This is a genomic window from Brevundimonas sp. PWP3-1b1, assembly GCF_049896065.1.
Lineage (GTDB): Bacteria > Pseudomonadota > Alphaproteobacteria > Caulobacterales > Caulobacteraceae > Brevundimonas > Brevundimonas intermedia_B.
The window spans coordinates 2,226,836-2,241,382 of the sequence record NZ_JAFCTO010000001.1 but is presented as its reverse complement, the minus strand read 5'-3'; the positions used below and the strand labels follow the sequence as shown (position 1 = coordinate 2,241,382).

The following is a 14,547-nucleotide window of genomic DNA, read 5'->3' as shown; positions in this document are numbered from 1 at the left end:
CACTAGGGTTCGACCACTTAATCCCGCGCTAACGCCACGGTCGGTTGCGACGACGAAGGCGTGTCAGCCGCGACCGGGCAGATAGTTGTCGGTGAAGGCGTCGCGCCAGTTCAGGTCCGCCTCATAGACGCCGGCCTGGGAGGTCACGTCGAAGAAGGCCTGCCAGCGCTCCTCGGTCAGGGCGCCCAGGCCGTAGAGGGCGGCGTCGCCCCCATCGACGATGGCGTTGTCGCGCAGCTTCTCGCGGGCCTGGTCCAGCACGGCTTGCGTCATGTCGGGGTTGTCCTTGCGGATCAGGGCGTCGGCGGCCGAGGCGTCGCCCCGGATATAGTCGCGCCACCCCTCGGCCGAGGCGGCGATGAAGCTGCGCAGGGCGGCCGCATTGTCGCGGGCGAAGGCGTTCGGCGCCAGCACCATGGCGGCGTAGGAGGGATAGCCCTCGTCGGCCATCAGGAAGACGCGCGGGTCGAAATCGGCCGCCTGTTCGATGGCGTAGGGATCGCTGGTCAGATAGCCCTGCTGCACCGCCCGCGTATTGGAGATGAAGGCGGCGGGGTCGTAGGCGAAGGGGCGCAGCTGCTCGTCGGTGAAGCCGTAGCGGGCCTTCAGCCAGACCCAGAAGGTGTTGATCGCCGTGTCGGCCAGCAGGAAGGGCCGGCCGGTCAGGTCGGCTATGGTTTCAAGCGCCGGATCGGGATGGGCCATCAGGACCTGGGGGTCCTTCTGGAAGAAGGCGGCGACGGCCTTCACCGGGGCGCCGGCCGCGACCAGGTTCATCGGGATGAAGCTGTTGGAACCCATGCCCAGTTCGACGGCGCCGGACGCCAGCAGTTGCGGCACGTTCACGCCGGGACCGCCCTGGACGATCTGGACGTTCAGCCCGCGCTTCTCATAGGCCCCGCTGGCCAGGGCCTGATAGAAGCCGCCCTGTTCGGCCTGGGCGCGCCAGTCGGTGGCGAAACGCAGGCGCACGCGACCCTGCTCGTCCACCGGCGCCTCGACCCGCCCGCAGGCCCGAAGCCCCACGGCCCCCGCCGCCACGGCCGCGCCGCCCGCGATCAAGGCGCGGCGGCGGGTCAGCAGGCGATTCCCCAGCATAGTCATGCGCCTGACTTACGGGGGGATAGGGGCCTTGGGAAGGCGCGGGTTCAGTCGGTGGCGATGTCGGCCGACCTGTCGCTTTGGATCGGTTCGCCATCGACGGGATTTGTGGGCAGGACGTAGCGGACCGGAACGACGCAGCGGACGCCGTGACTGTTGGATGGTTCGGCGCGGCCCGTCTGGACCGTGCGACGGCCACTGTCGCCGAAGGCGGCGGCGGGTTGGGCGTCGATGACCTCGACATTGCCGACCTGGCCCCAGGTCGCGAGATCGAACCGCACCAGGGCCCATCCCTCGATCCCGCGATCGCGGAAGGCGGCGGGGAAGGTCTCCGGCGCCGCGCGCGTGCGGAAACGCTCGCCGATTTCGGCGGGGCAGTTCTGAAGCGGATCTTCGTCGCGTTGCGGCGTGTCCGGCGCAGGCAGACGTTCGCCAACGCGATAGAAGTTCGCCACGCATCCGCGCAACGGCGCGCCGCCCTCAACGACGGTTTCGGACACGGCGCGGCGCGTCTCGGCATCGAAGACCGTATCGCCGGATGACCCCAGGGTTTCCACATCGACGGCGCGCCCCTCGGCGTCCATGCCCCAGCGCACGACGGTCCAGGCCCGGCCGCCGGGCGGCGGACGTTGTCCGATCTTGTAGTCGGGGAAGCTGACGGTGCGCGGCGAGCGGCCGCCCCGGCGTTCGCCGCCGCAGTCGGCGTCGGGACCGGCCAGCCGCGCGGCGACGGCGTCGCGGATCGGGCCGCGCGTGCGCGTGACGGCGAAATAGCGCAGCAGGTCGCCCTTCGACGCTTCCACCATGGGCTTGGCGGCGTAGCGGATGGTCAGGCTGCAATCGCGGCGTGGCCCGTCGAAGCGCCAGGCGGCGAGCGCGGCCTGTTCCTGCTCCGTGGGGATGGCGGTTGAGATAATGACCGGACTGGCGCTCGGAGCCGATGTCGGCGCCGACATCGACGCCGGGCGAATGTCGCGCGTGCGCCCCGTCTCGTCGACGGAGAAGGACAGGACGACGTTCGGCCTTTCGGGACGCGAGGGGCCGGTGGTCTCGATGCGCAGATCGTCGGCATAGGTCGGCTGAACCCGCCGTCCGTCGCAGCGGATGTCTGTCGCAGGGATCTGAAGCATGGCCTGATCGGGCGAGGTCGCGGCCTGGCGGGATACAATCGGCACTTGAGCCAAGGCGGGGGCGGTCGTCAGGGCGAGGCCGAGGCCGAACAGGGCTGAGCGCATGGGTGTCTCCGTCTGCACTTCATGGGTGCATCTGGAGCGGCGGCTGTCTAGCGTGATTTTGTGAAATCGAAGGCCAATTGAGCGAGGGGACGAAGCGTGCGGGCAAGCCCGTGCTCTTCGTCCCCTCGCCAAGTCCGGGTTGGACTTGGCCGTCTGGGTCAGGGTCTTGGCGTCAGCGCCGTTTCGGGCGAACCCGAAAGGGCGGTCGGCTGTGTCCTGTCGCGCTCCTGGTCTTGGGCGTCCCACGGCATTGCGTCCGTGTCGTCCCTTGATCCCGATCCGGTTCTCTCGTTCCACGTCGATCCGGAGACCGTCGAGGACTGGAGCCTGGATCCCGCCTGTCGCACGTTACGATCCGAAGATCGCCCGATCGCGCCGGGTCGGAGAGCCGGGCCGGTTCGCTTGATGTCCGGGGTCTCCCCTGGATTTCCGCGCCGCCGTGTCCCTTGGCCTGTTGACGTTCGGACGAAAGCGGCTATGAGGCAAGCGCCCGATCTCGCCCCGATGTGCACGACTGGCCCGGCGGCGGTGGACAAGCCTGTGAACATCGGTGGACGGATCAAATTCGCGCTGGCGTAACAGCGGCTTGCCTTGTCCACAGAAACGCGGCGATAGACGCCTGTGTCCGGCGTCGGACACTTTGCGCTGCAACCGCGCGCCGCGCTTTGGGTTCTGTGATCAGCGGACGGAAGTCCTTGGGGGAAATGTTTGTCCATCACCGGGTCTGATCACGCCTTGTCCATCGGCATCAATCGCAGCCAGCTGGCCCAGATGTTCGCCCATGCGCCGGGTTTCATGGCGCTGGTCACGGGACCCGAGCATCGGTTCGAACTGACCAATCCGAACTATCAGAAGGTCATCGGCCATCGCGAGGTGATCGGGCGGACGATGGCCGAGGTGCTGACCGATGCGGTGGCGCAAGGCTATCTGGACCTGCTGGATCAGGTCTATCGCACCGGCGAGGCGCACAGGGCCGACAGCGCGCTTTACGCCGTTCAGGCCGAACCCGGCGGCGACGTCGTGGACCGTTATGTCGATTTCGTCTTCCAGCCCCTGAAGGAAGACGGTCGGGTCTGGGGCGTCTTCATCCAGGGCATGGACGTCACGGATCGCCACCGCGCCGACCAGGCCCTGGCGGAGAGCGAGTCGCGATACGGCGCACTGTTCGCGGCCATGGCGACGGGCTTCTGCGTCATCGAGATGAAGTTCGACGCGGCGGATCGGCCGGTCGATTACAAGATCGTCGAGGGCAACCAGGCCTTCGAGGATATGACGGGCCTGGTCGATCCTTACGGCAAATGGGTCAGCGAGATCGCGCCGGGGCTGGAGCAACACTGGTTCGACCGCTACCGCCGCGTCGCCCGCACGGGCGAGCCGGCGCGGTTTGAAAACTCCGCCGACATCTTCGGCCGCTGGTACGACGTGCAGGCGCTGCGCATCGGCCAGCCGGGCGCCTGGCAGGTCGCGATCCTGTTCAACAACATCACCGAGCGCAAACAGAGCGAGGCGCGCCAGAACGCCCTGCTGGAGCTGAACGACGCCATCCGCGACCTGACCGACGCCGAGGAGATCGCCCAGGCGTCCGCCGAGGTGCTCGCGCAGACCATGGGTGTCAGCCGCGCGGGATATGGCACGGTGGATACGGTCGCGGAGACCATCACCATCGCGCGCGACTTCAACCAGGCGGGGGTGACGAGCCTGGCCGGCGTCCTGTCCTTCCGCGACTATGGATCCTACATCGAGAACATCAAGCGCGGGGAGACGGTGGCGATCGACGACGTCGCGCGCGATCCCCGCACGGCCGACACCGCCGAAGCCCTGAAGGCCATCAGCGCCGGGTCGTTCGTCAACATGCCGTTGATGGAGCAGGGCCGGGTGGTGGCGATGGTCTTCGTCAACCATGCGACGGCGCGTCACTATACCGAAAGCGATCTTCAGCTGATGCGCGACGTGGCCGAACGGGTGCGGATGGCGACCGAGCGGGCCCGCAGCGAGGCCGCCCTGCGCGACAGCGAGGCCCAGTTCCGGGTCTTCGCCCAGGCCACGCCGAACCAGATCTGGGCCAGCTGGGCCGACGGGTCGCTGTATTGGTTCAACCCCCAGGTCTATGCCTATACCGGGTTGATCCAGGGTGCGCTGGACGGGACGGACGGGTGGGGCCAGATCGTCCATCCCGATGATCGGGAGATGGCGGCTGCGCGCTGGTCGCAGGCCCTGGCGAGGGGTCAGGTCTATGAGGCGGAGTTCCGCATCCTTCGCCACGACGGCGTCTATCGCACCTTCATGGTGCGGGCCGAGCCGGTCCATGACGAGGAGGGCCGGATCACCCGCTGGGTCGGCTCCAATATCGACATCGAGGAACTGCGTCGCCAGTCGGCCGAACTGGCGCGGTTCAACGAGACTCTGGAAGACCAGGTCGCCGAACGCACCAGCGCCCTGATGAAGACCGAAGAGGCGCTGCGCCAGAGCCAGAAGATGGAGGCGGTGGGCCAGTTGACCGGCGGCATCGCCCACGACTTCAACAATCTGCTGGCGGGGATCAGCGGCAGTCTGGAGTTGATCACCAACCGGATCGCCCAGGGTCGGTATGGCGATGTCGAACGGTTCACTGCGGCGGCCCAGGGGGCGGCGAAGCGGGCCGCGTCCCTGACGCACCGGCTGCTGGCCTTCTCGCGGCGCCAGACCCTGGACCCCAAGCCGACCGATCCCAACCGCCTGATCCGCGGGATGGAGGACCTGATCCGGCGCACCACGGGGCCGGGGGTCCATCTGGAAGTGGTGGCCAGCACCGGCCTGTGGCCCGTGCTGATCGATGCGCACCAGCTGGAAAACGCGGTGCTGAACCTGTGCATCAATGCGCGCGACGCCATGCCGGACGGCGGGCGGCTGACCATCGAGACCGGCAACCGCTGGATCGACGCGCGCACGGCCAAGGCCCAGGACCTGGACCCCGGCCAGTATGTCTCCATCTGCGTCAGCGACACCGGCGGCGGCATGGCGCCGGACGTCGTGGCGCGCGCGTTCGAGCCCTTTTTCACCACCAAGCCGCTGGGCGAGGGGACGGGGCTGGGGCTGTCGATGATCTATGGTTTCGTGCGCCAGTCGGGCGGCCAGGTGCGGATCTATTCCGAGCCGGGACAGGGGGCGATGGTGTGTCTGTATCTGCCGCGTCACCACGGCGCGGTGGACGAGGGCGAGGCCGTTCCCGAGGTCGAACAGGCCCCGCGCGCCCAGGCCGGCGAGACGGTCATGGTCGTGGACGACGAGCCGACGGTGCGGATGCTGGTCGCCGAAATCCTGCACGAGCTGGGCTATCAGTGCATCGAGGCCTCGGACGGGGCGGCGGGGCTGAAGCTGCTGCAGTCCGAGGCGCGGATCGACCTGCTGGTCACCGACGTGGGCCTACCCGGCGGAATGAACGGGCGCCAGATGGCGGACGCCGCGCGGTTGGAGCGGCCGGACCTGAAGGTGCTGTTCATCACCGGCTATGCCGAGAATGCGGTGGTCGGCAACGGCCACCTGGACCCCGGCATGCACGTCATGACCAAGCCCTTCGGCATGGAGGCCCTGGGCAGCCGGATCCGCGAGCTGATCGAAAGCTAGAGCCTGGCGCCCAGCCAGTGGCGAATGGCGGCGCGCGCGCCCCGAGCCGCCGGGCCGCCGAAATGCAGGAAGCCGTGCGGGGTCTCGGGAACGCGGATCAGGTCGGCCTGCGACGCCTCGCCCCAGCGGGTGGCCATCAAGAGGCTGTCCTCGAACAGGGGATCGTCCTCGCCGGCGATGAACAGGGCGGGCGGCAGACCGGTCAGGTCGGCATAGAGGGGCGAGACGTCGGGCCGACGCAGGCCCGCCTCGTCGCGGTCGGGGGCCAGCCGGGCCAGGTCGGCGCGCATGGTCGGGCCGTTGAAGAGCAGGGTCTCTGGCCCGGCGGAGCGGACGCTTTCGGTCCCCGACAGGTCGAAGACGCCGTAGGTGAAGACGCAGCCCTTCACCAGGTCGATCAGCCCCTGGTCGCGCAGGGCCGCCGCCGTCAGGGCCGCCAGATGGCCGCCGGCGGATTCTCCCGTCAGGAACAGGGTCGAGGCGCCCAGCCGGTCGACGTTGGTCACGGTCCAGTAGGCGGCGGCTAAACAGTCGGCGATGGCGGCGTCGACATAGATCTGGCGACGCTCTGACAGCAGGCGGTAATCGACCGAGACGACGCAGAAGCCGTGGTGCGCCAAGTGGGCGTTCAGCCGGTCGTTCAGCCCGGCGCTGCCCAGCACCCAGCCGCCGCCGTGGATGTCCAGGATGACGGCGCGGGGCGTGCCGACGGGATGTAGGATGCGCAAGGGGACGGGGTGGTCGCCGTCGGTCTGAATGATCTCGACCGTGACGCCGCGCTTTCTGAGGCGGGGGACCGTGACCCGACCGGCGGCGGCGTCCAGCCACAGCGACAGCCGCTGACCCGCATCGATCCGCCAGCCGTCGGTGCGCAGGCGCGGCGCGCGGGCCAGGACGGCGTTGATCCGCCGCACCGCCGCCTGCTGGGGCGGGGCGAACTCGACGAGGTGGGTGCGCAGGGTCATGAAGCTTGAGTGTGCGGCGGTGGATTTGGTTTCAAGGGGTGGAGCCCGCTTGCATAAAACCCGTCACCCTCGGGCTAGTCCCGAGGGCCTACGGCGGAGGCGGCACGGGATTGCGTGATTGGCTTGGGCGCTGGCCTGCGGCGTCTCGCGGCCGAGTGGCGGAAGGGTGGGCCCTCGGGACGAGCCCGAGGGTGACGGACTATGGGGTGGTCACCCCGCCAGCGCCGCCTTCTTCTCTTCCAGCTCCAGCCATTCCAGTTCGGCGCTTTCCAGGTCGGCTCTAGCCTTGTCGGCGGCCTTCATCGTGGCGTCGAAGGTCTTGGGGTCGCGGGCGTAGAGGGCGGGGTCGGCCAAGGTCGCGTCGTGTTTTGCGATGGTGGCGGGCAGGGCCTCGATCAGGGCCTCCAGTTCCTTCAGGCGGTGGGCGTCCTTGAAGGTCAGCTTGCCGGCCTTCTTGGGGGCGACGGCGGCCGGGGCGGCCTCGGCGGCGCGCTGGGCGGCGGCCTTGTCCTGGGGGCGGGGGTTGGAGCCGGGCTGGAGGAAGCCGGGGTTCTGGCGGATGAAGTCGGTCCAACCGCCGGGGGTCTCGACGATGTCGCCGCGCCCGTTCAGGGCCAGGGTCGAGGTGGACAGGCGGTCGATGAAGTCGCGGTCGTGGGAGACCAGGATTAGGGTGCCGTCATAGCCCTCAAGCAGCTCTTCCAGCTTGTCCAAGGTGTCCATGTCCAGGTCGTTGGTCGGTTCGTCGAGGATCAGAAGGTTGGCGGGCTTGGCGAGCGCGCGGGCCAGAAGCAGGCGGTTGCGTTCGCCGCCCGACAGGGTCGAGATCGGCTGGCGCAGCTGGGCCTCGGAGAAGAGGAAGTCCTTGGCGTAGGCGGCGACGTGTTTGGACACGCCGCGCACCAGGATCGAGTCCCCGCCGCCCGGCGTCAGGGCGTCCCACAGGGTCATGTCCGACTTCAGCCCCTCGCGCGACTGGTCCAGATAGACGGACTCCAGGTTGGAGCCCATGCGGACCGTGCCCTCGTCCGGCGGCAGTTCGCCCAGCAGGGTCTTGACCAGGGTGGTCTTGCCCGCGCCGTTGGGACCGACGATGCCCAGGCGGTCGCCGCGGATGATGCGGGTGGTCAGGTCCTTGAACAGGGTGCGGCCGTTGAAGCCCTTGGACACGCCCTTGATCTCGGCGACCAGCTTGCCCGAGGTGCCGCCGGAATCGACGCCCAGATAGAGCTCGCGCGGGGCGTCCTTCATCTTCTCGGCGCGTTCGGCGCGGAGCGCATTCAGCGAGCGGGCGCGGCCCTCGTTGCGGCTGCGGCGGGCGGTGATGGAGGAGTAGAAGGTGGCGGTCTCGCGCTCGATGGTCTTGGTCAGGCGACGCAGGGATTCGGCCTCCTCCTCCATGACCTTGGAGGACCATTCGTCGAACTCGACGAAGCCCTTGCTCAGGGTGCGGACGCGGCGGCCTTCCAGCCAGTGGACGGTGTTGGTGACGCGGTTCAGGAAGGCGCGGTCGTGGCTGACGACCAGCAGGGCGAACCGGGCCTGGATCAGCTCGTTCTCCAGCAATTCGATGGCCAGGATGTCGAGGTGGTTGGTCGGCTCGTCCAGCAGCAGCAGGTCGGGCTCTTCGGCGAAGGCCTTGGCCAGGGCGGCGCGGCGGGTCTCGCCGCCGGACAGGCCTTGGGTCGATTTCTCGGGGTTCAGGCCGAAGGTGGCCAGCCAGGATTCAGCGGTCCAGCTCTCGGCCTCGCCGGAGGAGGCATAGTCCAGCAGGGTCTCGCCGGTGATGACCGGCTCCTGCGGCACATAGGCGAAACGGACGGCGGACTGGACCGAGCGGTCGCCGCTGTCGGGCTCGATCATGCCCATGACGACCTTCATCAGGGTGGACTTGCCGGCGCCGTTGCGGCCGACGAGGGCGGCGCGGCTGCGCGGTTCGACCGCGAGGTCGACGCCGTCGAAGAGGGGGCGCTGGCCGTCCTGAAGACGGACGTCCTTGAGAGCGACGAGGGGGGGTCTGGCTGCCATGTGACTTTCGATCCTCCCTGGCGATGCGGGGGAGGGGGACCGCGCGGGGCGCGGAGGGAGGGGCGGAAACGGGTGTGATCTAAGGGTTGTGGCGCGATGACGCCAGCCCGATCCTCACCCGCGAAGCGGGGGAGGGGGACCGCGCGCAGCGTGGTGGAGGGGGCGGACGCATCGCAGGCGTCCGAAAGGGAGCGGTTTTCAGGCGTAAAGGTCGGTGGGGCGGTCGCCCCCTCCACCGCTTCGCGGTCCCCCTCCCCCGCAGGCGGGGGAGGATTTTTGTTAGAGCGAGAGGATGTAGTCTGTGACGGCGTCGAGGTCGCGCAGGACCGAGGACGCAGGGATGCGGATGGTGCGGATGTTTCGTTCGAGAAGGAAGGCGTCACGTCTGGCGTCGTGATCCGGGTCGTGTCCTTGCCCGTCGATCTCGATGCAAAGGCGGTCCTTGGGGCGATAGAAATCCAGGATGTAGAAGGCCAGCGCGTGCTGTCGGCGAAAGCCGTGACTGCGGATACGTTGCCACACGAGGACTTCGGGCAAGGTCATCGACCGCCTGAGGGCGCGGGCTCGCTTTTGCGTCAGGATGGTTGCGCGCATGTGCAACAACAACCCGAAGTCATTAACGATGCAATCCTTCGATTTCGGAGTTTGACAGTTACCGTCCGGTTGGTATGTGGCGGTCATGGACACGATCACACGCCGCCGCGCGCCCGACGACACCCGCGCCGAGATCATCGACAAGGCCCTGGAGGTCGCCGCCGAGCTGGGGGCGTCGGGTTTCACCCTGGATGCGGTGGCGGCGCGGACGACGGTCAGCAAGGGGGCGCTGCTGCATCATTTTCCGACCAAGGTCGCCCTGCTGGAAGGGATGATCGACCATCTGGGCCAGATGCATACCGACGGCATCCTGGCCGAGGCGGCGCGCGATCCCGAACCCTATGGCCGCAATGCGCGGGCCTATCTGCGGGCCACGGTGACCGAGCCGGTGACGCCGCAGGACGTCAGCATCGGCCGGGTGGTGATGGCCGCCTGCGCCATCGAACCGGCGCTGGCCCGACGCTGGCGGACCTGGGTGGATCGGGTGAAGGTGGACGATCCCAGCGATCCGGTCGGAGCCGACGACGCCCTGATGTTGCGGTTGCTGGCCGACGGTCTGTGGGTGTCGGACCTGTTCGGCATTCATGAGGTCTCCCCGGAGCAGCGGCAGGCGCTGCTGTCGCTGCTGACGCCCGGCCATCCGATAACGGCCAACGAGGCATGAGCCCCGTGACCTGGGCGGCGCTGCTGGGCGCCATTGCGCTGGAGGTGGCGGGGACGACGCTGCTGCAGGCTTCGCAGCAGTTCACCAGGGTCTGGCCGACGGCGGGGATGGCGGCCTGCTATGGCCTGGCCTTCTATCTGCTGTCGGTCGCGCTGAAGCAGATGCCGGTGGGGATCGCCTATGCGATCTGGAGCGGGCTGGGGGTGGTGCTGATTTCGGTGATCGGGACGTTGGCGTTTCGCCAGCGGTTGGACCTGCCGGCCATCGCGGGCCTGACGATGATCGTCGGCGGGGTGGTGGTGATCAACCTGTTCTCCAAGACGGTGGGGCATTGAGGCTGTGACAATCGGCAGCGTGGCGCGTATGAGGCGCGCCATGCAGCCCTACTGGGAAACCAAGACCCTGGCCGAGATGTCGCCTTCCGAGTGGGAGGGGCTGTGCGACGGGTGCGGGCTGTGCTGCGTGATCCGGTTCGAGGACGAGGATACGGGCGACGTCGTTCCGACGCGGGTGCACTGCAAGCTGTTCGATTCCCAGGCCTGTTCGTGCTCGGACTATGCGAACCGCAATGCGCAGGTGCCCGACTGCATCAAGCTGACGCCCGGAAACATCCAGGCGCTGGGGTGGATGCCCCTGTCGTGCGCCTATCGCCGGCTACACGAGGGGCGGCCGCTGGCGGGGTGGCATCATCTGATCTCGGGCAGTCGCGAGACGGTGCATACGGCCGGAGTGTCGGTGCGGGGACAGACGATTTCGGAGCTGTCGCTGGCCCAGCCGGAAGATGCGCTGGATTTCGAGGCGCCGGAATGGATGCTGGAGCGGGGCTGAGGCTGCTAGGGTAGCCCCCGCTAGCCAGCGCAATGACGCTGGTTCAAGTCTTTAGAAAACAAATCGTTGGCGAATTATGTAGGCGTTCTTCCGGCCTGAGGACGCTGCTGCGCTATGGTTTGGGCATGACGGGAAATCGGGATGACGGAGAGGGCGGCGGTGTCGGCGCTCGCGGGAGCGCTGCGGCCTGCGCCGGATGGCTGGAGCCGATGTTCCTGATGCTGAAGGCCAAGATGGAAGAGGCCGCGCAGAAGGTTTGCAAGACAGAGATCGAGGACGCGGCAGCAGCCGAAAAGGTCGCGCGTCAGATCGGCGTGATCGCGCGCTCGGCCAGGCGGCGATGTCCAGTTTCGGCGGGGCGCGGGCGGACGGCGGGCCGGTGCTGGGCGGCGGCGCCTATCTGGTCGGAGAGCGCGGGCCGGAGGTGTTTCGACCCGCGACGGGCGGCGAGATCGGGCCGGCTTCCGGCGGCGGGGTCACGGTCAATGTGGCGGTGGAGGGCGGCGCGCCGGCCCTGCTGAGGTCCGAGGCGCAGATCGCACAGATGCTGGCGCGGGCCGTCAGTCTGGGCGCAAGGCGGATGTAGTTAGAAGTGGCGAGTGGCGAGCGACGATGCAGATGCGGCGCGTCTCGCCACTGACCACTCGTCACTCGCCACTTGCTACTATTGGCCCTTGGGGTTCGGGCCGAAGCGGTTTTCGCCCTTCTGGCTGTCCGTGATGCCGATCCAAAGCAGGAAGGCGAGATTGACGAGCGTGGCGATGGTGAAGGCGCCGAAGGCCGGACCCATGATGGACAGGGCGGCCATCGGGTTATCCTCGTAATAGCTTTCGTCCATGCCGCTGGCGGCGATGCCGGCGAACATCATCACGAAGCCGGCGATGACCAGTATCGTGGAGATCGCCCAGGGAATGGCGACCAGCCAGCCGCTCTTGCCCATGTCGTGAAGACGCTTCACCGAAATGGCGAGGTTGGGCCAGATCAGGGCCAGGGAGATCAGCCCGCCCAGGAGGGGAATCCAGCCCAGCACCAGGCTGGCGCCGAAGATGATCAGGAAGCCGATCCAGAAGTGCGAACGGCGCAGGCGCCCATTGAAGGACAGCATGGCGGACTGGAAGTCGAAGCCCGAGCCGGGCGCTGCGACGGCGGTTGAGGCGGCGTAACCGCCGGCGACGCCGGTGGTGGTCGCCGCGCCGGCGAGGATCAGGATTTGGGTGGCGACGGCGCCTTCGGGCACGAAGTCCACGCGGACGCCGGCGGCGGGCACGGCCGGCGACTGGAGCGCGGCCGAGGTGAAGTCGTAACGGGCGCCGTCGTCGCCGCTGATCAGACCGGCGCCGGTCGTGGCGTCGTAGCTGAGAATTTCACCGCGCACGGAGGTCTCCTTGGTTGTCGCCGCCGAGCGGCAGTTTGCGAACGTCGCCGGACGACGTGAGCCGGACAAGACTGAAAGGTCAAGCTTGGCGAACGGTTCCTGAGAATTTCTCTCAAACTCCGATTTGGCCCAGGCCCTTGGGCGGCGCGCCGTGGACGTTCACGGCCGGCTGGGACGGCAGAAGGCTGATGATGAACACGAACAGGCCGCCGACGTAGGGGACGAGGCCGATCAGGATCAGCCAGCCGCTGAGGCCGACGTCGTGAAAGCGGCGGATGGCGACGGCGACATAGGGGATGATGAGCGCGAAGTAGGCCAGGGCGACGACGCAGATCCAGGCGACGCCCCAGGCCTCCATGTCATAGCCGGTCTCGGCGTCGGCGATGGCCAGGCCGATGATCGGCATGATGGCGAGCATCAGGATCAGGAACTGGAAGAGGGCGAAAGACCAGTATTCCTTGCGTCGCGCACGTCCCTGTCCCTCGATGTAGAGGTCGGTCACGCAGCGGACGAAATAGCCCCACAGCCCGAGGTCGGGTTCCGGCGCATAGACGGCGGTCGGCAAGGGGCCGTCGCGCAGCACCATCAGGCTGACGGCGCGGTCATCCTGAACGACGAAATCGACGCGACGGCCCGGTTCGAGACCGGCGGTGGTCGAGGTGAAGGCGTAGCGCTGAAGATCGTCGCCGCTGATCAGGCCGTCGCCGGTCACGGGGTCGTAGCTGAGGATTTCGCCGCGCAAGGCCGTGGTCCAGGAAAAGGCGCGGCCCGAAGCGCCGCCGCCAAGGTTTGGACCGGGCGCGCGGCTTTGCACAGGAGAGTGATCATGGGCGCCTTTCATGAGGTGCGCCTGCCTGCGCGGCTGGCGTTCGGCTCGACCGGCGGGGTGGAGCGACGGACGGAGATCACGACGCTGGCGTCAGGGTTCGAGCGGCGGTCGACGCCTTGGGCGCTGGGGCGCAGGCGTTATCTGATCGGGGCCAACCTGAGATCGCTGGACGACATGGCCGAGTTGGTCGCCTTCTTCGAGGCGCGGCGGGGGCGGCTGTACGGGTTCCGGTTCAAGGACTTCGCCGACTTCAAGTCGTGTGCGCCGGGCGGGACGGTGTCGGCGGGGGATCAGGCGCTGGGCGTCGGGGACGGGGTGCGGACGGCGTTCGGCCTGGTCAAGCGATACGGCGATGTGGAGCGGCCGATCTCAAAGCCGGTCGCGGGGTCGGTGCGCGTGGCGGTCGGGGGCGTCGAGGTCGCGGATTTCACCGTGGATGAGGCGACGGGGGTGATGACTCTGGCGAGCGCGCCGGCGGCGGGCGCCGTGGTGACGGCGGGGTTCGCGTTTGACACGCCCGTGCGGTTCGACAGCGATCGGATCGAGACGACGCTGGAGAGTTTCGAGGCCGGGCGGATGGCGGCCGTGCCGCTGATCGAGGTTCGGGTCTGAACCATGCGAAACATACCGGAAGAAATGGTCGCCCGCATCGAGAGCGGGGCGGCGACGCTGTGTCATGTCTGGCGGCTGAAGCGGGCCGATGGAGTGGTGATGGGGTTCACCGATCACGACCGGGACCTGGTGGTGGATGGGGTGCTCTGTCGGGCTGCGAGCGGCTGGACGGCGGGGGCGGGCGAGAGCGCAGTCGGGCTGACGGCGGGGTCGGTCTCGGCGGCGGGGGCGCTGGATGACGAGGCCATCAGTGAAGAGGATGTGGCGGCGGGTCTGTTCGATGCGGCAACGGTCGAGCTTTGGCGGGTGGACTGGGCGCGGCCGGATTTGAGGGTTCGGCTGTGGGCGGGGACGCTGGCGCGGATTCGACGGGAAGGGGGAGGGTTCGTCGCCGAGCTTGAGGGGCCGTTGGCGAAGCTGGAGCGGGTGGTCGGGCGGACCTATGGGCGGATGTGCGATGCGCGGCTGGGGGACCAGCGGTGCGGGGTCGCGGAGGCGGCGGGACGGGTCTGCGATAAGCGGTGGGAGACCTGCCTTGGGACGTTTGCGAATGGGGCGAACTTTCGCGGGTTCCCGGATGTGCCGGGGGACGACTTCCTGACGGCGTATCCGGCGGGAAGCGCGCGGAACGACGGCGGGAGCCGGCGGTGAGGGGCGGGGCGATGATTTCTCCCTCCCCGGAACGGGGAGGGTCGTCGCGAAGCGACGGGGTG

At 68.3% G+C, this 14,547-nt stretch carries 13 protein-coding genes and 1 pseudogene; 7 read left to right on the top strand and 7 right to left on the bottom strand.

Features of this window, described 5'->3' with window-relative positions:
- Positions 1-63 precede the first annotated feature (63 nt).
- Positions 64-1,104 (bottom strand): ABC transporter substrate-binding protein, encoded by a 1,041-nt coding sequence (locus ACP69V_RS10985; protein ID WP_426023857.1) that lies wholly within the window; start codon positions 1,102-1,104, stop codon positions 64-66.
- A gap of 44 nt (positions 1,105-1,148) precedes the next feature.
- Positions 1,149-2,336: a TonB family protein gene (locus tag ACP69V_RS10980; RefSeq protein ID WP_426023856.1), complete on the bottom strand. Its 1,188-nt coding sequence runs from the start codon at positions 2,334-2,336 to the stop codon at positions 1,149-1,151.
- Positions 2,337-3,071: 735 nt separating this feature from the next.
- Here ACP69V_RS10980 and ACP69V_RS10975 point away from each other — a divergent pair.
- On the top strand, positions 3,072-5,939 hold the full coding sequence (locus ACP69V_RS10975) for a PAS domain S-box protein (RefSeq protein WP_426023855.1): 2,868 nt from the start codon (positions 3,072-3,074) through the stop codon (positions 5,937-5,939).
- Here ACP69V_RS10975 and ACP69V_RS10970 read toward each other — a convergent pair.
- The 3 genes from ACP69V_RS10970 to ACP69V_RS10960 form a co-directional block, all read right to left on the bottom strand.
- Positions 5,936-6,904, bottom strand: coding sequence for an alpha/beta hydrolase (locus ACP69V_RS10970; protein ID WP_426023854.1), 969 nt, complete (start codon positions 6,902-6,904; stop codon positions 5,936-5,938). The genes ACP69V_RS10975 and ACP69V_RS10970 overlap by 4 nt on opposite strands.
- Before the next feature lie 210 nt (positions 6,905-7,114).
- Complete coding sequence (locus ACP69V_RS10965) at positions 7,115-8,932, bottom strand: ABC-F family ATP-binding cassette domain-containing protein (RefSeq protein ID WP_426023853.1); 1,818 nt, start codon at positions 8,930-8,932, stop codon at positions 7,115-7,117.
- Between the two features lie 279 nt (positions 8,933-9,211).
- Positions 9,212-9,613 (bottom strand): endonuclease domain-containing protein, encoded by a 402-nt coding sequence (locus ACP69V_RS10960; protein ID WP_426023851.1) that lies wholly within the window; start codon positions 9,611-9,613, stop codon positions 9,212-9,214.
- On the opposite strand from ACP69V_RS10960, the gene ACP69V_RS10955 reads away from it, so the two are divergent.
- The 4 genes and pseudogenes from ACP69V_RS10955 to ACP69V_RS10940 form a co-directional block, all read left to right on the top strand.
- On the top strand, positions 9,612-10,190 hold the full coding sequence (locus ACP69V_RS10955) for a TetR/AcrR family transcriptional regulator (RefSeq protein WP_426023850.1): 579 nt from the start codon (positions 9,612-9,614) through the stop codon (positions 10,188-10,190). The genes ACP69V_RS10960 and ACP69V_RS10955 overlap by 2 nt on opposite strands.
- Positions 10,187-10,525 carry a DMT family transporter gene (locus tag ACP69V_RS10950; protein WP_426023849.1) on the top strand — a complete coding sequence of 113 codons (339 nt, stop codon included), beginning with the start codon at positions 10,187-10,189 and terminating at the stop codon, positions 10,523-10,525. Before ACP69V_RS10955 ends, ACP69V_RS10950 begins: the two co-directional genes overlap by 4 nt.
- A 40-nt stretch (positions 10,526-10,565) precedes the next feature.
- On the top strand, positions 10,566-11,018 hold the full coding sequence (locus ACP69V_RS10945; RefSeq protein WP_425985698.1) for a YcgN family cysteine cluster protein: 453 nt from the start codon (positions 10,566-10,568) through the stop codon (positions 11,016-11,018).
- A 331-nt stretch (positions 11,019-11,349) separates the two neighbouring features.
- Positions 11,350-11,604: pseudogene (locus tag ACP69V_RS10940) on the top strand (phage tail tape measure protein); the annotation flags it as partial.
- A 78-nt stretch (positions 11,605-11,682) separates the two neighbouring features.
- On the opposite strand, the gene ACP69V_RS10935 reads toward ACP69V_RS10940, so the two are convergent.
- Both ACP69V_RS10935 and ACP69V_RS10930 read right to left on the bottom strand, forming a co-directional pair.
- Positions 11,683-12,393: a DUF805 domain-containing protein gene (locus ACP69V_RS10935; RefSeq protein WP_426023847.1), complete on the bottom strand. Its 711-nt coding sequence runs from the start codon at positions 12,391-12,393 to the stop codon at positions 11,683-11,685.
- 112 nt (positions 12,394-12,505) lie between these two features.
- Entirely contained in the window at positions 12,506-13,234 is a 729-nt protein-coding gene (locus tag ACP69V_RS10930) for a DUF805 domain-containing protein (protein ID WP_426023846.1), read from the bottom strand.
- On the opposite strand from ACP69V_RS10930, the gene ACP69V_RS10925 reads away from it, so the two are divergent.
- Both ACP69V_RS10925 and ACP69V_RS10920 read left to right on the top strand, forming a co-directional pair.
- Positions 13,220-13,834 (top strand): phage distal tail protein, Rcc01695 family, encoded by a 615-nt coding sequence (locus ACP69V_RS10925; RefSeq protein ID WP_426023845.1) that lies wholly within the window; start codon positions 13,220-13,222, stop codon positions 13,832-13,834. The genes ACP69V_RS10930 and ACP69V_RS10925 overlap by 15 nt on opposite strands.
- Before the next feature lie 3 nt (positions 13,835-13,837).
- The gene (locus ACP69V_RS10920; RefSeq protein WP_426023844.1) at positions 13,838-14,485 is read left to right on the top strand and encodes a baseplate hub protein; all 648 of its coding nucleotides are present in this window, start codon (positions 13,838-13,840) and stop codon (positions 14,483-14,485) included.
- The last annotated feature ends 62 nt before the right edge of the window (positions 14,486-14,547 follow it).